The organism is Colwellia chukchiensis (assembly GCF_002104455.1).
Taxonomy (GTDB): domain Bacteria; phylum Pseudomonadota; class Gammaproteobacteria; order Enterobacterales; family Alteromonadaceae; genus Cognaticolwellia; species Cognaticolwellia chukchiensis.
In genome coordinates this window covers 1-26,450 of record NZ_NBOC01000014.1, presented here as the reverse complement: position 1 = coordinate 26,450, position 26,450 = coordinate 1, and the positions used below count along the sequence as shown (strand labels likewise).

23 protein-coding genes and 1 riboswitch are annotated in these 26,450 nt (G+C 43.3%); of the genes, 8 read left to right on the top strand and 15 right to left on the bottom strand.

Translation table 11 applies throughout. The features are described from left to right. Positions 1–60: 60 nt before the first annotated feature. The 9 genes from B6K83_RS13940 to B6K83_RS13895 all read right to left on the bottom strand — a co-directional run bounded on the left by B6K83_RS13940 (position 61) and on the right by B6K83_RS13895 (position 9,645). Positions 61–420 carry a DUF3718 domain-containing protein gene (locus B6K83_RS13940; protein ID WP_092251429.1) on the bottom strand — a complete coding sequence of 120 codons (360 nt, stop codon included), beginning with the start codon at positions 418–420 and terminating at the stop codon, positions 61–63. Between the two features lie 65 nt (positions 421–485). Continuing rightward, positions 486–581, bottom strand: a riboswitch (cyclic di-GMP riboswitch). A gap of 232 nt (positions 582–813) precedes the next feature. Then, positions 814–1,470, bottom strand: coding sequence for a 3-oxoacid CoA-transferase subunit B (locus B6K83_RS13935; protein ID WP_085285537.1), 657 nt, complete (start codon positions 1,468–1,470; stop codon positions 814–816). Positions 1,471–1,496: 26 nt separating this feature from the next. Continuing rightward, positions 1,497–2,201, bottom strand: a complete 705-nt coding sequence (locus B6K83_RS13930) for a CoA transferase subunit A (protein ID WP_085285536.1) — start codon at positions 2,199–2,201, stop codon at positions 1,497–1,499. A 104-nt stretch (positions 2,202–2,305) separates the two neighbouring features. Then, positions 2,306–3,223 carry a hydroxymethylglutaryl-CoA lyase gene (locus B6K83_RS13925; RefSeq protein ID WP_085285535.1) on the bottom strand — a complete coding sequence of 306 codons (918 nt, stop codon included), beginning with the start codon at positions 3,221–3,223 and terminating at the stop codon, positions 2,306–2,308. After that, a complete protein-coding gene (locus B6K83_RS13920; RefSeq protein ID WP_085285534.1) occupies positions 3,223–5,235 on the bottom strand; it encodes an acetyl/propionyl/methylcrotonyl-CoA carboxylase subunit alpha in 2,013 nt (670 codons plus the stop codon). Before B6K83_RS13920 ends, B6K83_RS13925 begins: the two co-directional genes overlap by 1 nt. A gap of 5 nt (positions 5,236–5,240) precedes the next feature. Continuing rightward, positions 5,241–6,104 (bottom strand): enoyl-CoA hydratase/isomerase family protein, encoded by an 864-nt coding sequence (locus B6K83_RS13915; RefSeq protein WP_085285533.1) that lies wholly within the window; start codon positions 6,102–6,104, stop codon positions 5,241–5,243. A gap of 13 nt (positions 6,105–6,117) precedes the next feature. Beyond that, positions 6,118–7,725 (bottom strand): carboxyl transferase domain-containing protein, encoded by a 1,608-nt coding sequence (locus tag B6K83_RS13910; protein WP_085285532.1) that lies wholly within the window; start codon positions 7,723–7,725, stop codon positions 6,118–6,120. Between the two features lie 269 nt (positions 7,726–7,994). Further along, positions 7,995–9,164, bottom strand: a complete 1,170-nt coding sequence (locus B6K83_RS13900; protein WP_085285530.1) for an isovaleryl-CoA dehydrogenase — start codon at positions 9,162–9,164, stop codon at positions 7,995–7,997. 88 nt (positions 9,165–9,252) lie between these two features. Then, positions 9,253–9,645: a MerR family transcriptional regulator gene (locus tag B6K83_RS13895; protein ID WP_085285529.1), complete on the bottom strand. Its 393-nt coding sequence runs from the start codon at positions 9,643–9,645 to the stop codon at positions 9,253–9,255. A 330-nt stretch (positions 9,646–9,975) separates the two neighbouring features. Between B6K83_RS13895 and B6K83_RS13890 the strand changes: the two genes are divergently transcribed. From B6K83_RS13890 to B6K83_RS13880, 3 genes are all read left to right on the top strand, one after another. Next, on the top strand, positions 9,976–11,160 hold the full coding sequence (locus B6K83_RS13890) for an acetyl-CoA C-acyltransferase (RefSeq protein WP_085285528.1): 1,185 nt from the start codon (positions 9,976–9,978) through the stop codon (positions 11,158–11,160). A 226-nt stretch (positions 11,161–11,386) separates the two neighbouring features. Beyond that, on the top strand, positions 11,387–12,157 hold the full coding sequence (locus tag B6K83_RS13885) for a hypothetical protein (RefSeq protein ID WP_085285527.1): 771 nt from the start codon (positions 11,387–11,389) through the stop codon (positions 12,155–12,157). Between the two features lie 331 nt (positions 12,158–12,488). Continuing rightward, on the top strand, positions 12,489–12,971 hold the full coding sequence (locus B6K83_RS13880; RefSeq protein WP_085285526.1) for a thioesterase family protein: 483 nt from the start codon (positions 12,489–12,491) through the stop codon (positions 12,969–12,971). A gap of 191 nt (positions 12,972–13,162) precedes the next feature. On the opposite strand, the gene B6K83_RS13875 is transcribed toward B6K83_RS13880, so the two are convergent. Then, entirely contained in the window at positions 13,163–14,215 is a 1,053-nt protein-coding gene (locus B6K83_RS13875; protein ID WP_085285594.1) for an oxidoreductase, read from the bottom strand. Positions 14,216–14,466: 251 nt separating this feature from the next. Further along, entirely contained in the window at positions 14,467–15,408 is a 942-nt protein-coding gene (locus B6K83_RS13870) for an AraC family transcriptional regulator (protein ID WP_158088359.1), read from the bottom strand. A gap of 225 nt (positions 15,409–15,633) precedes the next feature. Between B6K83_RS13870 and B6K83_RS13865 the strand changes: the two genes are divergently transcribed. The 3 genes from B6K83_RS13865 (at position 15,634) to B6K83_RS13855 (ending at position 20,877) form a co-directional block, all read left to right on the top strand. Next, positions 15,634–19,029, top strand: a complete 3,396-nt coding sequence (locus B6K83_RS13865) for a methylmalonyl-CoA mutase family protein (RefSeq protein ID WP_085285524.1) — start codon at positions 15,634–15,636, stop codon at positions 19,027–19,029. 10 nt (positions 19,030–19,039) lie between these two features. Next, on the top strand, positions 19,040–20,101 hold the full coding sequence (locus B6K83_RS13860) for an acyl-CoA dehydrogenase family protein (RefSeq protein WP_085285523.1): 1,062 nt from the start codon (positions 19,040–19,042) through the stop codon (positions 20,099–20,101). A 581-nt stretch (positions 20,102–20,682) separates the two neighbouring features. Further along, complete coding sequence (locus B6K83_RS13855; RefSeq protein WP_000127614.1) at positions 20,683–20,877, top strand: helix-turn-helix transcriptional regulator; 195 nt, start codon at positions 20,683–20,685, stop codon at positions 20,875–20,877. A gap of 16 nt (positions 20,878–20,893) precedes the next feature. Here B6K83_RS13855 and B6K83_RS13850 read toward each other — a convergent pair whose 3' ends face one another. Genes B6K83_RS13850 through B6K83_RS13840 form a run of 3 tightly spaced genes read right to left on the bottom strand, consistent with a single transcriptional unit; the run spans position 20,894 to position 23,383 of the window. Next, a complete protein-coding gene (locus tag B6K83_RS13850; protein WP_024015921.1) occupies positions 20,894–22,135 on the bottom strand; it encodes a tyrosine-type recombinase/integrase in 1,242 nt (413 codons plus the stop codon). 1 nt (position 22,136) lies between these two features. After that, positions 22,137–22,406 carry a hypothetical protein gene (locus tag B6K83_RS13845; RefSeq protein ID WP_001267005.1) on the bottom strand — a complete coding sequence of 90 codons (270 nt, stop codon included), beginning with the start codon at positions 22,404–22,406 and terminating at the stop codon, positions 22,137–22,139. A gap of 2 nt (positions 22,407–22,408) precedes the next feature. Continuing rightward, entirely contained in the window at positions 22,409–23,383 is a 975-nt protein-coding gene (locus B6K83_RS13840; protein ID WP_000497805.1) for a ParM/StbA family protein, read from the bottom strand. 482 nt (positions 23,384–23,865) lie between these two features. On the opposite strand from B6K83_RS13840, the gene mobI reads away from it, so the two are divergent. Beyond that, on the top strand, positions 23,866–24,291 hold the full coding sequence (mobI, locus tag B6K83_RS13835; RefSeq protein WP_002025988.1) for a conjugative transfer protein MobI(A/C): 426 nt from the start codon (positions 23,866–23,868) through the stop codon (positions 24,289–24,291). Between the two features lie 10 nt (positions 24,292–24,301). On the opposite strand, the gene umuC is transcribed toward mobI, so the two are convergent. Next, positions 24,302–25,474, bottom strand: a complete 1,173-nt coding sequence (gene umuC / locus B6K83_RS13830; RefSeq protein ID WP_001142611.1) for a translesion error-prone DNA polymerase V subunit UmuC — start codon at positions 25,472–25,474, stop codon at positions 24,302–24,304. A 283-nt stretch (positions 25,475–25,757) separates the two neighbouring features. On the opposite strand from umuC, the gene B6K83_RS13825 reads away from it, so the two are divergent. Then, positions 25,758–26,351, top strand: a complete 594-nt coding sequence (locus B6K83_RS13825) for a Tn3 family transposase (RefSeq protein WP_000107352.1) — start codon at positions 25,758–25,760, stop codon at positions 26,349–26,351. Positions 26,352–26,450: the final 99 nt, after the last annotated feature.

Sequence of the window (26,450 nt, the reverse complement as noted above, 5' to 3'; positions counted from 1 at the left end):
TATTGACTAGTAAAACATTGAACTTACATTAAGTATAAACGCCTACTGGAAAATAAACTTCTAGCTGCTAACGCGTTTGTTTGCAGCGTCGATTAATGGTTGCGATCCATTTTGAATAAGTGCCAAGTTAGCTGAAACGGTTTTCTTTGGTAATTTACTAATCATCAAAGAGCCGGTTTTAACTGAACCACTAGTAGCAGCAAATTCCAACAAGTTTTGACCATTACATTGAATACCATCAAAGATATTACGAATTTTTAATTTATTCGTCTTTAAGAATGAGCGCATACGTTTCTTATCGTCAGCGGCAACATACTCACATACACTTTGTGCAATGTCAGATGCTTGCGCATTCGGTGCTAAGACAATAGACGTCATAGTTAAAGCTGTCATGGTTGAAACTAGTAATAATTTTTTCATTTTAATAACCTTTTATAATGCAAGTAGAGTTAATAAAAGAAAAAACCACAGGATGTACCTAATAACACGGTAACTCCGCTGTCATAGGAAGATATAATATATCGACCCTTAGACCGGTGGTTTTGCGTAACACGTTTTCGCGTGTCTTGCCTTTTCTTTGTCAATTTCAGTATTACCAAATCTGTTGAATATTGCAATCAATTTGTGACAAATTGTATACGATAAAGCATGGGGAGGGTTTTCAGCGGCTTAAAAAGGCCGTGCTAGATTTATTATTTTTCTATACGTAACCTAAAATTACATTTACGCGCAGACCTAAGGTAGCTTTTGTTTTTACTGAGCATTAAAAAAGGGGCCAACGCCCCTCAACTGTGTGCTTGTTAACTGCGTAACTTAGAAGGTCATTTCTGGTATATCACCTTCAACAACTAACTTACCTTCCGTTAAACTTATGATCTCTTCAACCGACACACCGGGTGCGCGCTCAAGTAAATGAAATTTACCGTCTTTAATTTCAATAAAGGCTAAATCCGTTAAAACCTTTTTAATACAGCCCTTACCTGTTAAAGGTAGCGTACATTTATTTAAGAGTTTAGATACACCATGTTTTGAAGCATGGGTCATGGTGACAATTATGTTATCGGCACCAGCAACTAAATCCATTGCACCGCCCATGCCTTTAATTAACTTACCTGGGATCATATATGAAGCGATATTACCGTTAACATCCACCTCAAAGGCGCCCAGAACCGTTAAATCAACATGACCGCCACGGATCATGGCAAATGACTCGGCAGAGTCAAAAAGTGAAGCGCCTTTAGCCATGGTCACGGTTTGTTTACCGGCGTTAATGAGGTCAGCGTCAAGTTCTGCTTCGGTGGGAAATTGTCCCATGCCCAGTAAGCCATTTTCAGACTGCAGCATCACTTCCATGCCTTTAGGTACATAGTTAGCCACTAAAGTTGGAATCCCAATACCTAAATTAACGTAATAGCCGTCTTGTAATTCTTGTGCAACGCGCTGGGCTAGTTGCTCTCTTGTTAAAGCCATAAATTACTCCTTAGAAACAGCTGTTATTATGAGTCGCTGCGAACAGTGCGCTGTTCAATGCGTTTTTCAAAGGTGCCTAAAATTAAGCGGTTAACATAAATACCTGGTGTATGAATTTGATCTGGGTCTAACTCGCCAGGCTCAACAATTTCCTCGACTTCAACCACAGTAATTTTGCCGGCAGTGGCGGCCATAGGGTTAAAGTTGCGTGCGGTTTTTCTATACACTAAATTGCCGTAGCGGTCTGCTTTCCATGCTTTAACGATGGCAAAGTCACCTGTTATTGCCGGCTCTAATATGTAATGCCTGCCATCAAACTCACGTTCTTCTTTACCTTCAGCAACCGGCGTACCATAACCTGTGGCAGTATAAAATGCTGGGATCCCTGCACCACCGGCGCGCATTTTTTCCGCTAGCGTGCCTTGTGGGGTTAACTCGACTTCTAATTCGCCATTCATCATTTGACGTTCAAATTCTGCGTTTTCACCTACATAAGAGGCGATAATTTTCTTTATTTGCCGATTGGGTAGTAATATACCTAAGCCAAAATCATCAACCCCGCAGTTATTGGATACGACAGTTAAACCTTTGGTGCCTTTGCGCTTTATTTCGCTAATTAAATTTTCTGGAATTCCACATAAGCCAAAGCCACCAGCGATGACGGTCATATTGTCTTCGAGACCGGCCATCGCTTCTTCATAACTTGACACCACTTTGTCAAACCCTGCCATTGTTTGCTCCTCACTATACTTGTGTTGTTGTTCACAATAGATACAGATAATGATACTTTGCTTCTGCTATCTTATGCTTAATTTAATATATGATCGTTATTTGGTTATTTTGCTCGATACGCTACCGATACTTTAGAGACAGGCTTTTTGCCTAATTTATCACTGATAAACCAGCCCGCAGCAAGCAATTTATCGAGCTTGACACCGGTTGCAATGCCTAATCCATTTAGCATGTAGACTAAGTCTTCTGTAGCGACATTGCCCGATGCACCCTTAGCATAAGGGCAGCCGCCGAGCCCTGCAATGGCACTATCGACTACCTTAATACCCATTTGCAGCGCGGCGTAAATATTACTTAATGCTTGGCCGTAGGTGTCATGAAAGTGCACGGCAAGGTTTTCGATGCTCACTTTAGCGCTAACCGCTGCTAACATTTCACTGACGCTTTTTGGCGTGCCGACACCTATAGTGTCGCCAAGTGATATTTCATAGCAGCCCATGTTGTACAATTGCTCTGCAACCTTGGCGACTTGTTCGGGGGCAATATCACCCTCATAAGGACAGCCAATTACACAAGAGACATAACCTCGTACCGGAATATTGGCTGCTTTAGCCGCTTGCATTATGGGAATAAAACGCTGCAAGCTTTCATCAATTGAGCAATTAGTATTTTTTTGACTAAAACTTTCCGATGCAGCGCCGAATATTGCCACCTCATTGGCATTAACCGCGATGGCGGCGTCAAAGCCTTTCATATTAGGCGTTAGCGCCGCATAAGTGACGTTATCTTTGCGTGTTAAGCGATTAAATATTTCGCTAGATGTGGCCATTTGAGGCACCCATTTAGGAGACACAAAACTGCCGCTTTCAATGTAACTTAGGCCGGCGTCAGCTAACTGCTCAATTAAGGCAATTTTATCGTCTGCGCTGATGGCCTGTTTTTCGTTTTGCAAGCCGTCACGGGGACCAACTTCAACAATTTTTACCGACTTGGGTAGGTTAGACAAAAAACTATCAGTCATTATGCGTCCTCTGGGGTGAAAGCAATTAATTCTGCGCCGCCATCAACCATGTCACCATCATGATAATAAATGCTATCAACCACACCATTACTCGGTGCGCGAATGGTATGCTCCATTTTCATGGCTTCCATAATCATCAATGGTTGCTCGGCTGTTACTTGCTCGCCGGCTTTAACCAATACAGACACCATAGTGCCATTCATAGGTGCGATTAAACCGCCGTGATCGCCACCAGTATTAGCATCACCGCAGTCGGGTAATACATGGGTGAAATTCACCACACCATTTTGATGATAGAGGCTAATTTGGTTATCATTTTGCGCTATGGTGGCGTGACTGCGATAGCCATCAATACTGGTATAAATGGTATTGTTTTCAATTCTGCCTTGGCAATCAACAGTCTGACCATCAACGGTAATCAGGTAGTAACAAGCACTGGCTTGACGCTTTTGTTCAACCGTGATCGGGTATTCAATGTTGTTGTGAGCTAAGGTGATATGATGAATGTTCGCTTCATTTAATCGCCAAGCGTTGGTCATATTCCACGGCGAACAAGGGTCGTTAGTATGAGCCGCATTTTTTTGTGCAGCTTGCGCTTGCGCTAGCACTAAATACAGGGCAGCCATGGGTAACTCACCAGCAAGTGCTTGTTCGTCTTCGTGAAAGATTAATGCTTGGTGCTTGTCAATAAAGCCAGTATCGATTTCTGCGTCAATAAAGGGCTTGCTGGTGGCTAAATTATAGAGAAAATCAATATTGGTGGTGACACCATTGATACGATATTCAGACAAGGCTTTTGCCATGCGCTGTAACGCCTTTTCCCGGTTTTCGTCCCAAACAATTAACTTGGCTATCATAGGGTCATAAAATACGCTGACCTCATCTCCTTGACGAACGCCGGTATCAACGCGCACATGCTCGCTTTCTACTGGGGGCTGTAAAAACGTCAAGGTGCCGGTAGCCGGTAAAAAGTCGTTATTTGGATCTTCAGCGTAAATGCGTGCCTCAAAGGCATGACCGTGAATTGTTAATTGTTGCTGAGTTTTGGGTAACACTTCACCAGCGGCAACACGCAATTGCCACTCAACCAAATCTTGACCGGTAATATATTCAGTTACTGGATGCTCAACCTGTAGGCGAGTATTCATTTCCATAAAATAGAAAGCGCCGTCAACATCCAGTAAAAATTCAACGGTACCCGCGCCACGATAGCCGATGGCTTGTGCTGACTTTATGGCAGATTCACCCATTTTTGCCCGCAGCTCGTCACTCATGTTAAAAGCGGGGGCTTCTTCAATCACTTTTTGATGGCGACGCTGTACTGAGCAATCTCGCTCAAAAAGGTAGACTGCATTTTCATGGTTGTCACAAAAAACTTGTATTTCAACGTGACGTGGCTGGGTAAGGTATTTTTCAACGAGCATAGTGTCGTCACCAAAAGATGATTTAGCTTCACGTTTTGCCGCTAAAAAACCGGCTGAAAACTCTTCTTCATGCCAAATTTGTCGCATACCTTTGCCGCCACCACCGGCTGTTGCTTTAAGCAATACAGGGTAGCCCATCTCATCGGCGGCTTTTTTAATCACTGCCTCTGACTGATCTTCACCGTGGTAGCCTGGCACTAAAGGCACCTGTGCTTTTTCCATAATGTTTTTAGCTGCAGATTTTGAGCCCATGGCTTCAATGGCTGCAACAGGCGGACCAATAAAGGTTATGTTTTCATCGGCACACATACGGCAAAACTCAGCGTTTTCAGCAAGAAATCCGTAACCTGGGTGAATAGCCTGAGCGCCAGTTCGTTTTGCCGCCGCGATGACCTTTTCTGATAACAAGTAACTTTCGCGCGAAGGTGAGCCGCCAATGTGGACCGCTTCATCGGCCATATTAACATGCAGTGAATTCGCATCAGCATCAGAGTATACGGCAACCGTTAAAATGCCCATTTTTCTTGCTGTCTTTATGATGCGACAGGCGATTTCACCACGATTGGCTATTAGTATTTTAGTAAACATGAATATTATCCTTCGCCTTGCTCTAATGTATTTTGTTGCCCAGTTTGTGTTGTTAATTCAACTTGCCATGCTGGTTGGCGTTTATCAAAAAATGCGCCGAGTCCTTCCTGACCTTCTTTTGAGACTCGAATCGAGGCAATACGTTGGCTTGTCATCTCAATTAAAGGAGTATCTATGGCTTGATATGCAACATCAAAGGCCAGTTGTTTTGCTTGACGTACCGCTAATGGTCCGTTTGCTAGTAGTGTTTGCACCATATTTTCAACTTCAGTATCTAAGCTTGCTAATGGGTATATCTCATCAACTAAGCCAAGTTGTTGCGCCTTGTCAGCAAAAAACCGTTCAGCAGTTTGGAAGTAGCGCCGACAGGCTTTTTGTCCAATGGCGTTAACAACATAAGGGCTAATAGTGGCAGGAATTAAGCCCAGCTTAACTTCGCTTAAACAAAAGCTGGCTTTGTCACTGGCAAGTACAATATCACAACAACTTGCAAGCCCAACTGCACCACCAAACGCCGCACCTTGTACTTTGGCAATGGTAGGTTGTGGTAAAAAATTCAGGTTTCTTAGCATTTGTGCTAAGGCGTTTGCATCAGACAAGTTTTCTTCATAAGTATACGCCGCCATGCGTTTCATCCAGCCTAAGTCTGCACCGGCAGAGAAGCTTTTTCCTGTTGCTGCAAGCACCATAATATTGATGTCATTGCATTTAGCAATGGCATCAAATAGCTGGCTTAAGGCAAATATAATGCTGTCATCAAAGGCATTGTGCTTATCGGGATTGTTTAACGTTACGGTAGCCACGCCGCGCTGGTCAACGTCAAATAAGACGTACTCGCTAAGGCTTTTTATATGAACATGTGAAAGCATTTTATTCTTGCTCCTACATTCTAAAGAGACCAAACTTAGTCTCTTTAATCGGTTTATTTAACGATGCAGAAATAGCTAAGCCTAACACCTGACGAGTGTCTGCAGGATCAATCACCCCATCATCCCATAAACGTGCTGAGGCATAATAAGGGTGTCCTTGGTGTTCATAGTCATCAATGATGGGTTGTTTAAACGCGGCTTCGTCTTGTTCGCTCCATACCTCACCACGTTTGTCTTTTTGATCGCGTTTAACTTGCGCCAAAACTCCGGCGGCTTGCTCACCACCCATCACAGATATTCGTGCATTTGGCCACATAAATAAGAATCGAGGATCGTAAGCACGACCACACATACCATAGTTACCCGCACCAAAACTGCCGCCAATTAATAGTGTGAACTTAGGGACTTGTGCCGTTGCTACAGCCGTCACCATTTTTGCACCATGTTTTGCAATGCCGCCGGCTTCATACTGTTGCCCCACCATAAAGCCGGTGATGTTTTGTAAAAATACCAAGGGAATTTTACGTTGAGCACAGAGCTCGATAAAGTGAGCGCCTTTTTGTGCTGACTCGCCAAACAGTATGCCGTTATTGGCAACAATGCCTACTGGATAACCAAAAATATGGGCAAAGCCACAAACTAAGGTGGTACCGTATAGCGCTTTAAACTCATCAAAGTTACTGCCGTCAACAACTCGGGCAATGATCTCTCTGACATCGAAAGGTTGGCGTGGGTCTTTTGGTACAATACCGTAAATTTCTTCCGAACTATAGGCAGGCTCTTGCACGGCTTTTATGGCCATTTGTACAGGTTTGACACGATTTAAATTACTCACTGCACTGCGAGCGATTGCTAGGGCGTGATGATCATTTTGTGCATAATGATCGGCAACACCTGACGTGCGACAATGCACGTCTGCACCCCCTAAATCTTCTGCACTCACTACTTCACCCGTAGCGGCTTTTACCAGTGGTGGCCCGGCAAGAAATATCGTGCCTTGCTCTTTAACGATAATAGACTCATCCGCCATTGCCGGAACATACGCGCCACCAGCGGTACAAGAGCCCATGACCACAGCAATTTGTGGGATGCTTTGCGCCGACATATTGGCTTGGTTAAAGAAAATACGACCAAAGTGCTCTTTGTCAGGAAAAACATCATCTTGGTTGGGTAAATTTGCGCCACCTGAGTCAACTAAATAAATACAAGGTAAGTTATTCTCTTGCGCTATGGTTTGTGCGCGTAAATGCTTTTTCACCGTCAGTGGGTAATAGGTTCCGCCTTTAACTGTGGCATCGTTGGCAACAATAATACACTCTTGACCACCAACGCGACCTATACCGGTAATAATCCCAGCGGCAGGAACATTGTCATCATAAACCTGATATGCGGCTAATTGAGATAACTCTAGAAAAGGTGAACCTGGGTCGAGCAGGGCATAAACGCGGTCTCTTGGCAGTAATTTTCCCCGTGATAAATGACGCTCTCGGCTACGTTCGCCACCACCAAGTTTAATTTCAGCTAATTTTTCTTTTAAATCATCAACTTGTTTCTGCATATGCTGAGTATTTTCAATAAACTCAGGGCTGCGGGGGTTAATTTTCGATATTATCTTAGCCACGGTATAACCTTATATTTTGTTGAATGTTAACGTCATTAGTGTGCAAGAGTTAACAATGCTAATTGATATTTTTTTGACTCTTTTAATGCTTGTAAATCGCTTTTAATCAAGCGAAGGTTAATGACAGCAAATGATTGAGTCGAAATCTGAGTAAAGTTTTCTACGCATTTTGGCCATTTAGCTAAGCGTGAGAAAAGTACCCGTAGCTTCTCGCTAAATAGAGGTACTTTTGTCATAAGTGCGCTTAAATGGTTAAGCTTAAGTCGTATTTAAACAGACTCACTAAATAGTTCTCGGCCGATTAACATACGACGAATTTCTGAGGTACCCGCGCCTATTTCGTAGAGCTTGGCATCGCGTAATAAACGCCCCGCTGGAAACTCATTAATGTAGCCATTACCGCCAAGTAATTGAATGGCATCTAGTGCCATTTTGGTGGCTAATTCAGCGGAGTATAGTATAACGCCTGCCGCATCCTTACGCGTGGTTTCTCCGCGATCAGCAGCCATTGCACACATATAAGCATAAGATTTTGCCGCATTCATTTGCGTATACATATCGGCAATTTTGCCCTGAATTAACTGAAACTCCCCAATGGCTTGCCCAAACTGCTTGCGATCATGAATATAAGGCACAACTAAGTCCATACAGGCGTCCATAATGCCAAGTGGACCACCGGTTAATACCAAACGCTCGTAGTCTAAACCTGACATTAACACCCGTACGCCTTTGCCTTCTTCACCTAAAATATTCTCGGCTGGTACAACACAGTCTTCAAACACTAATTCACAGGTGTTTGAGCCACGCATACCTAATTTGTCAAGCTTTTGATGGCGAGAAAAGCCTGGAAAGTCGCGCTCGACGATAAATGCGGTAATACCTTTAGAGCCGGCTTTAATGTCAGTTTTGGCGTAAATAATATAAACATGAGCGTCAGGACCATTGGTGATCCACATTTTGTTGCCGTTGAGAATATAGTTGTCACCTTGCTTTTTGGCACTAAGTTTCATGCTAACGACATCAGAGCCTGCGTTTGGCTCAGACATTGCCAAGGCACCAATATGTTCACCAGTACAAAGTTTAGGTAAGTACTTGGCTTTTTGCTCATGATTACCATTTTTGTTCAGTTGATTTAAACACAAATTTGACATAGCACCGTAGCTAAGGCCAACCGATGCAGAGGCACGCGAAATTTCTTGCATGGCCACCATGTGCTCTAAATAACCTAAACCTGAGCCACCATATTGCTCGTCTACTGTCATGCCTAACAAGCCTAAATCACCAAACTTTCGCCATAAATCCATCGGAAACTCATTGTCTTTATCGACTTGCTCGGCGCGTGGTGCAATTTCATCACGAGCAAACGCATTTACCGTATCGCGGATCATGTCCACGGTTTCGCCTAAGTTAAAATTCATTGATGAGAAAGTAGAAATCATACTAGTACCTTTAATATTGGTTTGTCGTGTTAACGCTTGCAGTGTTTGGCGTTAGCAGTCATGTAATGTGTTTTTGTTGCAATTAGCGTTATTTATCAATAGCGGCTAACGCTTGCTGACAGTTATTTTCTAAGCCGGTTAATTCAATTAAAACCGCTTGAATGTCTTCGAGTTGCTGATTTAAATCGTTTTTCTTATTCGCAATTAAGTCCATGATGGTTTTTAATTGCGTGACACTGGTTTTATCTGCATCGTAAAGCTCAAATAAGCGTCCAGTTTCAGCCAAAGAGAAACCTAAGCGTTTACCACGTAAAATTAACTTTAGTCGAACTCTGTCCCTTTGGTTGTATATTCTTGTTTGTCCTTTACGACGGGGTGTTAACAAGCCTTGATCTTCGTAAAAACGAATACTGCGGGTGGTAATATCAAACTCTTTGGCTAGCTCACCGATCGCATAGGTTGCTTGATTTTTATCGCTCATTTTTATCGCTCGTTTTAAGACTCTTTTATCAAGGCTATACCTTACAATAAGTTTACGTTAACGTAAAGTGTAGGTTGTGAGTTGGCAAAACGCTCATAATTGTTGAGTGCATGGCGATAACAGCCATTAATAAACGTGCTTGGTTTTATCACTATAAAACTGTAAAGATTGATTGTCAGTTTAGCAGCAATTTATTTGTTGTAGACTAAAGGGCTAGAAAGTTTACGTTGGCGTAAAATTGAAATTGCGGTAACCTGTTGCGCAATTCTTATCAACGTATGTCTATTTTTACGCAAATACACATCGAACATCACTTTATTGGAGAGCTTTATGTCTACTCAAGATCCCATCGTTATTGTCGCTGCAAAACGTACCCCCATGGGTGGTTTTATGGGCGGTTTATCAGCAGTAAGCGCCACTACTTTAGGGGCAACCGCAATTCGTGGTGCAATAGAAGCCGCCAATTTAGCCAATGATCAGGTTGATGAAGTTCTGATGGGGTGTGTGCTGCCAGCGGGTCTAAAACAAGCACCAGCACGCCAAGCGGCACTCGAAGCTGGCTTAGACTTAGCTACAGCCTGTATCACCATCAATAAAGTTTGTGGCTCAGGGATGAAAACCGCCATGCAAGCCCATGATGCCTTACTTGCTGGCTCTATCAATGTTGCTGTTGCTGGTGGCATGGAAAGCATGAGTAACGCGCCACACTTGTTACCTAAAGGTCGAGCGGGTATTAAAATGGGACACGGTCAAGTACTTGATCACATGATGACAGATGGCTTAGAAAATGCCTACGATGGCATTGCTATGGGCTGTTTTGCTCAAGAAACTGCAGACGACTCTGGCTTTAGCCGTGAAGACATGGACGCCTATGCAATCCGTTCTTTAGAGCGCGCCAATGCTGCGATCGCTGATGGCGCTTTCGATAATGAAATTACGCCGGTGACCATTAAGTCTCGTCGTGGTGATTCAGAGTTTGCTGTTGATGAACAGCCAGGTAATGCTCGACCCGATAAAATTCCAAGTCTGCGACCAGCATTTAAAAAAGACGGTACAATTACTGCTGCTAACTCAAGCTCTATTTCTGATGGTGCTGCTGCGTTAGTGATGATGAAACTTTCAGAAGCACAAAAGCGTGGCTTAACTCCTTTATGTAAGATTGTTGCCCACGCTATGCACGCGCAAAAGCCCGCAGAGTTTACCGTTGCGCCAGTTGGCGCCATGCAAAAAGTATTAGCGAAAGCCAATTGGACAGTGGCCGATGTTGATTTATTTGAGATTAACGAAGCCTTTGCCATGGTGACTATGTTAGGAATCAAGGCCTTAGACTTAGACGTAAATAAAGTTAACGTCAATGGTGGCGCTTGTGCATTAGGTCATCCGTTAGGGGCAAGTGGTGCGCGTATACTGGTAACTTTAATTCATGCACTTAAAAACAGAGGCTTAAGTAAAGGTTTGGCATCTTTATGTATAGGTGGCGGTGAGGCAACTGCCATAGCCATTGAAATGATGTAATTATTGGCGTTAAACGCTACTAATGCTATCAAAGCCCACCCTGGTGGGCTTTTTTGATCTGCTAGATAACTTACGATGAGCATTGCTGTTTTATAGGCACTATATTGAAACATCATAATTAGTAACAATTATCGGCGACCTAGTACTTGCAATATTGAGTGAATACTCGCTATATAAGACGCTAACCTTTACCCATAACCATAAAATAGCAAATAATAGGTCAACCATGAAAATGTCTTTTATACCCATGATAATGTTATCTTTATTAAGCCTAACATGGACCATAAATGCTCACGCTGACGGCTTAGCTGATTTACAGCAAGCTTTAGCCAAGCTAAATGGCAGTGCGCCTGTAACGGCTATGTTGGATGTTTCTTTTTCTGAAACCCGAGGCGATGGCAAAGATAAAAAAGTAAAAACAGGTGCAATCACATCGCACTTATTTGAAAATAACATGGGCTTAAATATCAGTTACTCTAAAAATGTTTTGCAACAAATAGCGCAGGAAAATCAGACAAAAATAAGCAATAAAAACGCCGATACGCCAGCACTTAATGGCGCTGAAATATTGTCAGCTTCTTCGCTCATTCCTATCCTTTCATCGGCACAAAGTATATTGGACATCATTAGCCAAGGTGACTTTATCGGTGAAAATTACATCGACTACCAAGATAAGCCAACCCGGGTTTTAAACTTTGAATTACCACTTGAGAGTTTTATTGAAGATAAAAAAATTCGTGGTTATGTTCGAAAGTTCAATGGTAGTTATCAAGTGTTGATTAATGAGGATGGCGTGCCGATTGAAACGCGCATGCGTTATAACGGCAAAGGCAGTGCGTATATCTTTTTTTCTCTGTCAGCAGAAAGTGAAATTACCTCGCAATATACAGTCACAGGAGGACGTTTGGTGAGAATAAATAAAACCGTTGCCTCGCATTCAAGCTCAACATTTAGCGATCGCACTTATCGCGGTACATGGCAATTAGCAATTTTATAACCGCTAAACAGCTAGTTAAGTACCAAGTTTGGCTGGCAAGTGGTCGCTAAAACGTTAACCGTTTGCAAAATAGAGTGCTGGTATAAGAGTGTTTTCGCGCTCGAAAATTTCAGCAGTTGTTTGGTTTTGTTCATTACCCGTGCCTCGTTCTTAACTGCTTTTATAATAAGCAAAGCCGCACTAGGTAAAAATAGGAGCAAAAGGGGGCAAAGCCGTTCGCAATAACGACTAGTTTACAAGGCCGATTTTTTTACCACTGAATTATGTTAGCGTCTTTATAAACAAAAAATGAAGTTTTAGCATAGCTAACGTTAAGGGGGATTAAAAAAATATGTCAGTGTATCCATTTAGTAAGTTTGCCAGCAAAATACCAGCGGACTGGGTTGATTTTAACGGCCACATGAATACCAAATATTATGGTTTAGTGATTTATGATGCCCATATAGCCTTTACCGAGCATTTGGATTTAGGCGAGCGTTATCGGTATGCCAATAACTGCAGCAAAGCGCTCGTTGAGAGCCATTGTATTTTTGAACGCGAATTATGTGAAGGTGACAAGATTGAAGTTATTTCTTGGTTATTGTCTGTTGATCACAAACGATTACACACCTTTCATGAAATCTATTGCACCAACAAAGGCTATCGAGCGGCAGCCGGTGAGCACCTTGATGTTCATATTGACCTGACAACGCGGCGGGTATCGCCATTTCCTGACGATGTTTTTCAGCGATTACAGTTGATCGAGCAGCAATATAATAAATTACCCAAGCCTTATAAAGTGGGTAGTCGTATTAAAGTACCTATTAAAACATAGCAAGCTTTGACTAGGCGGTTACTAAACGGTAATTTTTCAGTGCTCAGTCTCATAAAACCCTGTTAAGAGCTTCGCAATGCAACTTAGTTATCATCGCGATTATCAACATTGCATATACATTGCATCAACATAGCATCAACATAGCATGATGCTATGTATATGCTTAGCAAGATAGCTGGCTATCTGCTTTATTAAGGGCTAACCGCAAGTGTTTTACCAAGTCGACTACTGTCCATTGCCATCGATATTAACCGTATGGTCCATAATGCGTCATTCGCTGATACGGGTGCTTGTGCGCCAGTATTGATGGCTTCGGCCATTTTTTTATAAAAGTGTTGATAACCGCCAGCTAGGGTTTTTTCAGTCTGCGATGACGTGGCCAAATATAATTGACCATAATCTTGTGGCATTTCTTGGCCCCAGTCGTCGCCAATAGGCACTGCACCTGCTTTTAATTTCGCTTCTTGTGGATCAAGTCCAAATTTTCGATAGTGGCCTTTATCACCCTGAATATTAAAGCGTAAGTTAGGTCCGGCACTAAACAGCGATGCTTGTAATGAGGCGAGCATATCGGGGTAATGCAAGCTGATATTAAAATAATCAATTGTGGTTGAGTGTTCACGCATGATCTCACATTGCGCGGTAATTGCTTTGGGTATGCCAAATAATTGTAATGCTTGATCGATTAAATGCGGCCCCAAATCAAACAATATGCCACCACCGTCTTGGGCTTGTTCACGCCAACGTGGGCTAACCTTTGGTCGAAAGCGATCAAAATGAGACTCAAAATGCTTAATGTTACCTAAGGCATTGGTTGCTAGGAGTTTTTTAACGGTTAAAAAGTCGCCGTCCCAGCGACGATTTTGATAAACACTTAGCAGCAGCGATTTTTCCTTTGCTAATGCAATTAACGCCTCACCGTCAGCTACGTTTGTAACGAAGGGTTTTTCTAATATCACGTGTTTGTTATTTTCTAATGCGAGTTTCGCCAGCGAGTAATGAACATCATTCGGCGCGGTAATGATCACTAGCTGGGCATCGGTGGTTGTTAGCATTTCTTCGGCACTAAAGTAATGCGCGGCATTAGGCCAGTCTGTTTTTACTTGCTTTTGTTGGCTGCTACTAATGGCTGCAACTTCAAATTCAGCCAAGCTACTGATAAACGGCAGATGAAAAGTTTTGGCCGAAAAGCCATAGCCAACAAGGGCGGTTTTAATGGTATCAACGTCAGTGTTTTTCGCCATGAAGATGCCTTGATTAACCTTATTTATCAAACAGTGTAATGATAGTTTAAGTTTAACAATTTTGGCGGCTCTGTGATATAGCCGCATATTACGGAGGCTTGCAAATAGCGCAAAATCGTAATGACGTTTCTTTTTGATTAGCGTAATAACGCGTTAGCTTGTTGGCTAGGTTGACATAGGGCTAACCGCTTAGGCTGATATCAATATCTTTGCGATTACACTTTGTATTCGGGACTTGATCAAAGCATTGCTTAGGCACGATGTCGTGAGTCGCGATATTGCTTTGGCGACATACCCACTAATTTTTTAAATAGCCGCGAAAAGTAATAGGGATCGCTATAACCAAGACCATTAGCAATGTCTTTAATGGCAATGTCACTATTATCTAGCTGGCTACAGGCGTGTTGAATTTTCATATTAATAAAATGTTGTATCGGCGAGCTGTCGGTAAGTTCTTTAAACTTCTTGGCAAAATGAAACTTTGACAGTTGGCTATAATGGGCCAAGGTATCTAGGCTGAGTTCTTGATGTAAACTATTGCGCATTAAAGCTTCGACAGCCTCTAAATCAAAATTAGAGCTGTTATTAAACTGCGTAAGCCTTAGTTGCAAGGCCAGAAAACTTAACGCTTGCTGTAAAATATGCACAGCATGAATGACATTAGTGGCGGTATATCCGCGCGCACCGAGCGCCAGTAAATGGTCAAAGTCGCTAACAATATTGTTGAGTACACCGACATGAGCAACACCTAAGTCCATTTTCATCAGCAGCCGTTCGGCAAAATCGTGTGCTAAGGTGCCGGTAAAATTAACCCAATAAACAATATTGCTTGAAACTTTATGCTCAGGTTTGTTGTTTTGCGGTTCAGGGCTCGTACTATTAACTGCTATTTTCGGGCTTTTATTTAGCGTAAAAGTGAATGGGGTATTAGGGTTGATAATAACAATATCGCCACGTTTTATTACTCGTTCTTTATTTTGATAAACTAGTTTTCCAGTGCCAGATAAACAGTAAATTAGCGTATGGCTATGATTGTTCTCTTGTTGTAGTTTGTAGTTGTTTTGGGCTTGTGTAATTCCTAATGATACAGGATATAAACCATCGGTCAATCTGTGCTTAGCCAATTTTTTTAATAAAAACACCGGAATAAACAATCGAATATCGGCCGAATTATCTGCTGTGATTTTTGGCATTTTGTTAGCTGTTTTTTTTAGTGGTCTAATCACAATATAGTCCATTAAATTGACAACAAAATCAATGTTCATTGCTTGTTTTATATGGTCTAATTTTAGTATTAGGTTTCCATTATTCGCTTTTTACGACTAAAACTAGGGCAACAGCATTTTCGCTTACCTTCAGCAGAGCTGCAATTAAGTTGTTACCAGTAAAAGTGATGTTGACAATTAAGAGAGCATAAAATGAATACACCCAGATACCAGTTAAAAAATAAGATCCGCATCGTTACCGCGGCATCTTTGTTCGATGGTCACGACGCCGCCATTAATATTATGCGCAGAATTTTACAATCGAGTGGCGCGGAAGTTATTCATTTGGGTCATGATCGTAGCGTTGAAGAAGTGGTCAATACCGCTATTCAAGAAGATGCTAACGCGATTGCCATGACGTCTTATCAAGGCGGTCATAACGAATATTTTAAATATATGTATGACCTATTAAAAGAAAGGGGTTGTGAGCATATTCGTATCGTTGGCGGTGGTGGTGGCGTTATTCTGCCTGAAGAAATTAACATGTTGCATGAATATGGTATTACCCGTATTTATTCGCCAGATGATGGTCGCGAGCTCGGTTTATTGGGCATGATTGATGACATGCTAGAGCGTTGTGACTTTAAAACCGGTTTAAATGTCACTAAAGACGACGTAGCTAACTTAAAGAAAGACATTGCGCTGACGGATAAAAAGCAAGCTATTGCTCGCTTGATTTCGGCGGCAGAAAACGCCCCCGAAGAGAACAAAACCGATCTGGAAAAAATTCGTAAAATTGCCAAGGTTAGTAAAACGCCGGTTTTGGGTATTACCGGTACCGGCGGTGCGGGTAAGTCTTCTTTAGTTGATGAGTTAATTCGTCGCTTTTTAATGGCCACAGACGATAGCAAAATTGCCATAGTTTCTGTTGACCCGTCTAAGCGTAAAACCGGTGGCGCCTTATTAGGTGACCGCATACGCATGAACGCGGTCAATAACGATCGTGTCTATATGCGATCGTTAGCGACCCGTCAGTCAAATCTAGCCTTATCGGTTTATGTAAATGACACGCTTGATATTTTAAAAGCCACTGACTTTGATTTGATCGTGCTAGAAACTTCAGGCATTGGCCAATCAGATACTGAAATTGAAGAGCATTCTGATGTTTCTTTATATGTGATGACGCCAGAATATGGCGCGGCAACGCAGCTAGAAAAAATAGATATGCTTGATTTTGCTGACATAATCGCGTTGAATAAATTTGATAAGCGTGGCGCACTCGATGCACTGCGTGATGTGAAAAAACAATACAAACGTAACCGTGGCATGTTTGAAGCTGGCGACGATGAAGTACCCGTATACGGTACAATCGCCTCACAGTTTAACGACCGTGGTATGACAAAGTTATACAATGCCGTGATCAGCGCCCTTAATACTAAAGCAAACTTTGAAATAGCGGCACCGCTGAGTATTGAAGGTACACTCGAAGAGAAAAGCAGTGTTATTCCGGGGAAACGCGTACGATACTTGTCTGAAATCTCTGAAAATAACCGTAGCTATGATGCTTGGGTTGAGCAGCAAGCCAAGGTGGCGCAAAAACTTTATGGTATACATCAAGCCATTGAAACGGCGAAAGAGAGTGGTGAAGAAAGTGGCGGTGAATTAGCCCAGCAGCTTGAAACACTCTACAAAAAAGTAGAACTAGACCTAGATCCGAAAAACAAATTGCTAATTGAGCAATGGGCAGACAAAGTTCAGCGTTACAAAGCCCCGGAATTTAAATTTAAAGTGCGTAATAAAGAGCTGGCTATTCAAACCCATACTCAATCCTTGTCTGGCTCTGACATTCCAAAAGTTAGCATGCCGAAATATCAAGGCTGGGGTGATATTTTAAAATGGATTTTACAAGAGAACGTGCCTGGTGAGTTTCCTTATACCGCAGGCTTATTTCCGTTCAAGCGTGAGGGTGAAGATCCAACCCGTATGTTCGCTGGTGAAGGTGGCCCAGAGCGTACTAACCGACGTTTTCATTATGTGTCAAAAGGTATGCCAGCTAAACGTTTGTCTACCGCGTTTGACTCAGTAACCTTATACGGTAACGATCCTGATTTGCGACCTGATATTTACGGTAAAATTGGTAATGCTGGTGTTTCAATTTGTTGCTTAGATGACGCTAAAAAGCTTTATTCTGGTTTCGATTTAGCTGATGCCATGACCTCGGTGTCGATGACCATTAATGGTCCTGCACCTATGTTGTTAGGCTTTTTCTTAAATGCGGCGATTGATCAACAATGTGAGCGTTATATCACTGAGCACGGTTTAGAGAAAGAAACCCAAGCCTTAATTAAAAAAATCTATAAAGAAAAGGGCTGCCCACGTCCACAATATCAAGGTGAGTTACCTGAAGGCAATAACGGCTTAGGGTTAATGTTATTGGGGGTCACGGGCGATCAAGTATTACCACCGGCCATTTACCAAGAAATTAAAGATCGTACCTTAACCTTAGTGCGTGGCACAGTACAAGCCGATATTTTAAAAGAAGATCAAGCACAAAATACCTGTATTTTCTCTACTGAATTTGCTTTGCGCTTAATGGGCGATGTGCAGGAGTACTTTATTGAAAAAGGCGTGCGTAACTTCTATTCGGTGTCAATTTCTGGTTACCATATTGCTGAAGCCGGTGCGAACCCCATAACGCAATTAGCCTTAACGCTTGCCAATGGCTTTACTTTTGTAGAGTACTACTTAAGCCGCGGTATGGACATTAATGAGTTCGGCCCTAACTTGTCGTTTTTCTTTTCAAACGGTATTGATCCTGAGTATGCGGTAATTGGTCGTGTGGCGCGTCGCATTTGGTCAAAAGCCATGAAACATAAATATGGCGCTAATGCCCGTGCTCAAATGTTGAAATACCATATTCAAACCTCAGGTCGTTCACTGCATGCGCAAGAAATTGACTTCAATGATATTCGCACTACATTACAAGCGTTATATGCGCTAAACGATAACTGTAACTCTTTGCATACTAATGCTTATGATGAAGCCATTACCACTCCGACAGAAGACAGCGTTCGCCGCGCCATGGCAATTCAGCTGATTATTAACCGCGAGTTAGGTTTGTCGAAAAATGAAAACCCCATTCAAGGTGCCTTTATTATCGAAGAGTTAACTGATTTGGTTGAAGAAGCGGTATTAACAGAGTTTGATCGCATTAACGAGCGTGGCGGGGTATTAGGCGCCATGGAAACTATGTATCAGCGCAGTAAAATTCAAGAAGAAAGCTTGCATTATGAGCACTTAAAGCATTCAGGTGAGTACCCGATTATTGGCGTTAATACCTTTTTAAGCTCTAAGGGCTCACCAACGGTTATTCCTGAAGAAGTCATTCGTGCCACTGAAGAAGAGAAAAATTATCAAATAGAGATGTTGGCCAGTTTACATAAAGCCAATGAGCAACAAGTGCAAGAGCTGCTAAAACGCTTACAAGCCGCAGCAATTAAGCATGAAAACATATTTGAGTTGATGATGGACGCTTGTAAAGTTTGCTCGCTAGGGCAAATTGTTAATGCGTTATTTGAAGTTGGCGGTCAATACCGTCGCAACATGTAAGGAGCCATTAATGTCTGATTATCAAGCACCCATGCGTGATATGCAGTTTCTATTGCATGAAGTTTTTGACGCAGAAAATTTATGGGCAACCATGCCAGCGGTGGCAGAGTCTGTTGATACAGACACTGCCGATGCCATTTTATCAGAAGCTGCCAAACTCAGCTCAGCCGTTATTGCCCCCCTCAATCGTAATAGCGATGAGCAAGGAGCAACGTGGCAAAATGGTGCAGTAACCACTCCCGAGGGATTTGCCAAAGCTTATCAACTTTATTGCGAAGGCGGCTGGGGCGCGTTAAGTGGTGATCCAGAGTATGGCGGCATGGGGATGCCTAAAATGTTGCAATCGTTTGTTGAAGAAATGACGCAATCGGCGTCTATTTCATTTGCACTTTATCCTATGCTAACCGCGGGGGCATGCTTGGCTTTATCCGCCCATGCCAGCGAAGATATGAAGCAAACTTATCTGGAAAATATGTATTCAGGTAAGTGGGCTGGCACTATGTGCTTAACAGAGCCTCATGCCGGCAGCGACCTCGGCATTATGAGCGCAAAAGCAGAAGCACAAGCTGACGGGAGTTTTGCATTATCGGGTACTAAAATATTTATTACCGGCGGTGAACACGACTTAACGGAAAATATTATTCATTTAGTGTTGGCAAAAATTCCTGGTGCGCCTGCGGGCCCGCGTGGCATTTCTATGTTTGTGGTTCCTAAATTTTTGTTAAATGACGACGGCAGCTTAGGCGCACGAAACACAGTTACTTGTGGCTCAATTGAGCATAAAATGGGCATCAAAGGCTCAGCAACTTGTGTGATGAATTTTGACGGCGCGAAAGGCTTTTTAGTTGGCGAGCAAAACAAAGGCTTAAATTACATGTTCACCATGATGAATTATGAGCGTTTAGGCATGGGGATTCAAGGCGTTGGTGCAGCAGAAGCCTCTTACCAGCAAGCCGCTAAATATGCCTGCGAGCGTATTCAGGGGCGTAGTGCTACGGGCGCGCAATCGCCTGAGAAAAAAGCCGATGCGATTATCGTCCATCCTGATGCCGCCCAGCCTTTCAACGCTTAAAACCACCTTTCATTGCACACCACAATCACATCTCTACGTACTGAATTTAAAGGCTTTTTGTCTTTTTCTCGTTTCTTTGCTTTTCAATGATGTTCAAGCGTAACCTCGGAAAGTGTGTACAAACTTGAGTACAAATTCCGTTTTAGAGGCCTTTGGTGAAAATTCCATGACACAAATCTGGCTGTAGGCCTTGTGTTTACTGGGTTTGATGAAGAAAGTACTTCCTGCTTTTGGTACTTTGGTTTCGACATTACAAAAGCGGAATAAATGCGATCATCTCTAGTTTTTTGTTTATAAGTTTATGAATTTAAAGGGTTCGTCATTGTGGTTTTTGATGTGTCATTGTTGCGAGTGTACAAACAGTGTGTACAAATTTTTCTCGTTAGGCGTGTTGATTGCTATTCATGACACAAACCGCCTTGTAGCCCTTGTTATTCATAGGTTTGAGCTGAAAAGTACCTAATAGCAACATTCGTGTTTCGATAAGGCTGATCTTCTGAACAAATCATGCATCTTTCTGACCATCAACAAGTGATGAATCAGGCGATGATAGCTTTACATTGATTTTCAGGAGAATGCAGATGACAGCAGTAGCGCACCAGGTAACCCCTTTTCTAACATCTTACGAAGTGATGGCTCGTTACCACATTAGCTATACGACGCTCTGGCGAAGAATAAAAGATGGCAGCTTGCCGCAACCTCGTATCAACCGAAATACACGAAACAAGCTGTGGCACATTGAAGATTTGGAGGAGTATGAGAAGAAAGAGGACTGAGCCTCTTTCTTTTATTTTATTGTCCGAAACGCCAGTTGAACGGAAAGCCTGTCGGCTCGATGATGGTCTCTAGCTGTTGATACCAAACGTCGTAAGCATGACGCATTTCATCCAGGTACTGATATTGGTTGTAGATAGCATCCAACCCTTTTTTGCTGTGGCCAATCATCAACTCGGCAACTTCTTGCGTCGTGATGGCCGACATTCGCGTTCGCATAGTTCTGCGAAGATCATGCATAGACCAATGTTCCATCTCGACACTAAGCGACCTGCGAGCCCAAATTTTCACATTGTTAGGAATAGTGGTATCAAAGCCATTTGTGGCAAGCTCTTCTTGTCCGTTCGCGGGAAACAAGTAGGTTGATTTGCTCATCTGCATCGCCAGTTCAATCAGCTCAATAGCTGGCTTAATCAATGGCCGCATGATCGGCGCTCCAATTTTCTCACCTTGTTTGCGGATCTCTATGGGCACTGTCCACATTGCAGATTGCAAGTCAAAGTGATGCTTTTCAGCTTGAATGAGTTCGCCCTTGCGCCCTCCCAATAAGAGAAGCAGTTTTATGTAGATGCGATTCTTCTCAGTGATTTTTGACTCATGCAAATAGCGCCAAAGTATCCTGATCTCGTTGTCATTTAGCACCCGAGTTCGTTTGCCTTTCTTACCGCCAACCTTTTTTGCTGTGATCCCAGCGGCAGCGTTAATTTCCAAAATTTGTTCATCAATCAGCCAGTCATAAAACTTGTGCAGCACAGACACCAGACGTTCTGTGTTTGAAGGGGACGACTCCGAAACCTCACGAAGACAGTTTCGCAAGGACAATTCATTGATGTCAGTTAATGGGTACTTGCCAAGTCGGGGCAGCAAATATATTTCACTGCTGCGTTTTTGGTAGTGCCACGTTTTCTCCTTTAGCCCTTGCTTACCGGCAGAGTCTATCCAGTCTCGAAAAATCGATTCGAAGCTTTGATTGGCAGAATACTTGGCCCGTTCCTGCTGTAGGTAGAGCTTGGGGTTTCTGCCCTGGTCGAGTACCGCCCTTAACCTATCCAGCTCATTCCTAGCTTCAGCAAGCTTCATAAGTGGGTAAGTACCAATGTCTACCCGCTGTTGCTTGCCATCGAAACGATAACGAAACTGAAAAACAATTTTGCCCTTGGGCGATACCCGAGCACTTAGCCCATCTCGGTCGGCTTTTACTACGGTTTCTTTTGCTTCTTTATTTAACCTGGCATCGAGCCAGCTAACTGATAACGCCATGTTATAAGCCCAGCCCTAGTTTGGATTTTAATGATTGTTTACGTGATTCTGCTTTGGGTTCTGGCGCTGTACTCATGGAAGTAACGTCACCATCTGGTGCATGGCCATCCACCGGTGCAGATGTCGTGGATAGATTGGGTTGGCTCATGTGAATTAACCCAAAGGTGGCCAGCATCCGCAGACGCTCAGCGCGTTCCCGTGGTGGCGTCTTTTCCAATTCTTTGAGCAGTTCAGGGTGGCTCCCTGGGGGAATGTTGACGACAACTCTCATAATCAGGCCCCATAAAACCAGAAGCCTCGGACGTTCGCCAAAACAGACTGTTCCGGCACGATTATCTTGCTTCGTGAAAAAATCTCCTTGGCCGCTTCCTTATAAGCCATGGCTCCACCTCCGGCGATCAATACCAAGTCCGCATTGATGCTTTCGTCACGCATGGATTGGCGCATGGCTGTAAGAGCAACAGGCGCTACCTTTTTCATGGCAGCATTCAGATAAGGTGAAATATCGACTTTTTCTCCAAATAGCAGGACCTGTAAGTCGCCAGTTCTCATGGCTTTTTCAAGTCGATCCATTCCGACTTTGGCACCGTGATCTTCTGAAATCAGCTTATCAATGGTTTCCAGTAGCACGGACATTGCCTGAAGACTGGTTCCTGATGAGCTGTAGCGAATTTCTCCGGCCTCAAGGGCAACCCAGTCAACAGAAAAAAAGCCGGGATCGATGACGACGACGCGACCTTCTTCAATCAAGCCCAAATCACCACCTGTTTGAACTAGATCCATATAGGCACCGGCAGGCTGCGGCAGCACTTTGACGTCATGAACGGTGATGCTGCGTTTAGGCGTCACTTGATGGACACCTTTTAGGCGCTTCACAAGGTCAGATTTACGTTGTGGTTCATGAAACTGGGAAACCGGTAATCCAGTGACAACCAAATCGATGGATTCTGTTTCAGCCATTAACAAGGCGGCATGAAAAAGTGCCTTATAGGTTTTTGTGGTGGGATATTCCGGGTGAAGCTCTCGTTCCCAGCCTTGAAGGCGTCCAGCAGGAACACCAGCGGCCCAGCGCTCATTATCGACTGACACATACAAACAAGTTTCATCATCGCCTCCACCGATACGCTCTGGCATACGATCCGCAGGACCGGCACCCGCAGGCAGAATAATGGTTTTCGGTTCACTGCCTGATTGGCCAATTGCCAGCTTCAGGTTTGAGTAACCGATATCTACGCCTAGTACAAACATACTTATCTCCTGTGCACTCAAAGTGCTCTAACGGTTTTCAATCAACCGCACTGGCCACGCTTGGGCATTTCCAAGTGCTCTGGCGGTTCACTCAAATGTCATTATCAGGATTCGGTGCACTGGCGGTGGGCAGAAAGGTGACAAATCCTTTCATCTATCTGCCTGTTGCATTTTCGCAAAAGTATGAGAATAGGCTCTGTTTGGCGGCGGATGACCTAGTCAAAAAAATCGAGACGCCAAACGTCGTTTGCATTCTGGCCTGAACTCGCCAAACGGTTTGTATCTTCATGACGATACGTCGTTTTAGGCGTTTTTAAGTGAAATCGGGCTGTATCCCTTGTCAGGTATGGGATTGCGCGAGTTGATTTATATCGAGACGCCAAACAGTGATTGTTACGGCAGTTTTACGTTTGGCGTTTCGATCCAAAAGCCAAACGGATAGTGGTTTTGGCTTTTGGGGTTAATTGGATGGGGAAATTGGTTTGGTAGAAATCGTCAATGAACAATGGAAAGCAGAGGTATCAGATTTACTTCAGCAAGAAACAGACAGGCTAAAAGCGCTGGCACGAGCTGAAGTTGATGACTTTTGGGTTACCCATTACAAGGTTCGAGAGAATGAGCCCTTTAAAGACTGGGGTCTGCTTGGTGTCCGTATCAGAGACTTTAAGTATGGCTTTGGCATAGAGTGGTACATCAACAGTTTTCACGGTCAACGAGGCAAGCGCGTAGTCTTTAGCAAGGGGCTGCGTATATCAAAGACGAAGCTGAGATACGCATTTTTGGACTGCCAAGGTCTAGCCAAAGAATGGGAGTTAGCGCTGGCCATGGAGAAAGAAGAATTCTTCAGTGATATTCGACGCCAGGTTGATAAGCTCAACATGCTGCGTCGCAGAGTGAATGCATATTGAGTCAACTGCGCTACTTCACTCGTGGTAACTGGTCCCAGCGTGTTGTATAAGCGGGAGACAAATGCTCTCGCTTCATCGACCAATCTTTCTTCGTACCTTGTCCAGCAAAGAAAACCTTTCCGGCACCGCTTTGGTTAATGGTGTCCAATACAGACATTAACTGCTGGCTATTAGCGCGGGTCGATACGTCATCGAATAGTCCTGGTTGAAACATGCCAGGATCGTAAAAGTCAGACAGCATGACGCCCGCTTTGGCATAACGAAAACCATCCTTCCAAATTCGCTTGAGTAAGTGATTGGCCAGCTCGATAAAATCCCGCGTATCGCAACTGGGGATCAGTAACTCACCGGATGCGGAATTGCTGTACTGCGGCTCGTTGTCCTTAAAGGGGCTGGTTCGTATAAACACGGTCATCACTTTGGCTTGCTGCTGTTCTTTGCGTAGCTTCTCAGTGGCGCGGGTTGCGTATTCGCATACGGCCTCACGTAACAATTCAAATTGCGTTACTTTTGCGCCAAATGAACGGCTACAGACGATTTGCTTCTTAGTTGGCGGGATCTCTTCAAGTTCAATGCACGACTCACCATTGAGCTCTCTGACGGTTCTTTCTAAAACCACCGAAAACTGGTCTCTGATGGCTCTAGGAGAGGCATTGGCGAGATCTAAGGCTGTGGTGATACCCAACGCATTTAAACGCTTAGAAAGCCGTCTACCAACGCCCCAAACATCATCAACCGGAACTAATGCGAGCAATCGACGTTGCCGTTCTGGATTGGTCAGGTCTACAACGCCCTGAGTGGCTGGATACTTTTTAGCGGCATGGTTTGCCAGTTTGGCGAGTGTTTTAGTCGGTGCAATGCCTACACAGACGGTGATCCCAATCCAGTGGCCTATGCGCTCTCGCACTTGTTGTCCGAACTCGACAAGAGATATGGCAGACTCAATACCGGTTAAGTCCAAAAACGCTTCGTCAATGGAGTAAACCTCTACTCGTGGTGCCATCTCCTCCAAAGTGCGCATCACTCGACTGCTTAAATCCGCATACAGCTCATACAGTTGGCTAAGAATTCCCGCTAAAAATAGACGAGTAAGTGAGCAACCATTCTGCCGCATGGGTTGCTGGCGTCTAACACCAGAAAAATCACCCAGCCCAACCCGCTGTCTATTTTTTAAGGTGGGCATTCATCTACATGTCTAATTTTTTACCAATTTGATCGCTAAGATGTACTAATTTGATTACCGAGGGAGACTGACGGACTAATTACTTAGGGGCTTAATCGTACAATCTCCACTCGACACCACACAACTCACTTCTGGACATTTCTGAGTTGCATTTTAGCTAATTTAGAAAAACATGAATTAGATAAAGTATGGAAATTTCAAATCAATATGAGGCGGACATGAAGAAATTGAAAAAAGTAGCTTAACTGGGTTGGTCAATTTTGGTTGACCACGTCATGTTCCGGTGAGTACGCAAGTCATTGGCGCTAACGAATATGAAGGTCACTTTGCTTTTGACTTACTCTATAACAACTCTTCAGATATACAGCCTAATACCTTATCGACCGATACGCATGGTACCAATAATGTTAACTTCGCTATATTAGATTTCTTTGGTTACACATTCGCCCCTCGATACGCGAAAATGAAAAAGGTGTTTTTTGAGCTATTTGAAGTGACTGAAGAGAACGGAGGCCGTATTCAATTAAAGAAAGATATTAATCATAAGCTAATTGCTGAAGAATGGGACAATATTCAGCATATTGTTTGTTCATTGAGTCGTAAAACCACCACTCAAAGCACAATCATTAGAAAGTTGAGTAACGGCAAGAGCCGAAGATTGTCAGCATTGCATGAGTACGACCGTTTAATTAAATCTATTTATGTTTTGGAGTATGTTGATAATTCAACGTTGCGTCATTACGTCCAGCAAGCCTTGAACAGAGGTGAAGCATACCATCAGTTAAAACGTGCTATTACTTCAGTTAATGGCAATAAATTTCGTGGGGGGAATGATTACCAAGTATCACAATGGGGTTCTAGGGATTTTCCCCTCTAAAAAGACTTAATCCTCTGTAGACCACACCAATAAATGGCTGCGGAGGTGGGTTACTACTTATAAGTGTGGCAAATTAGGTAAATATCGTACATTTAATAC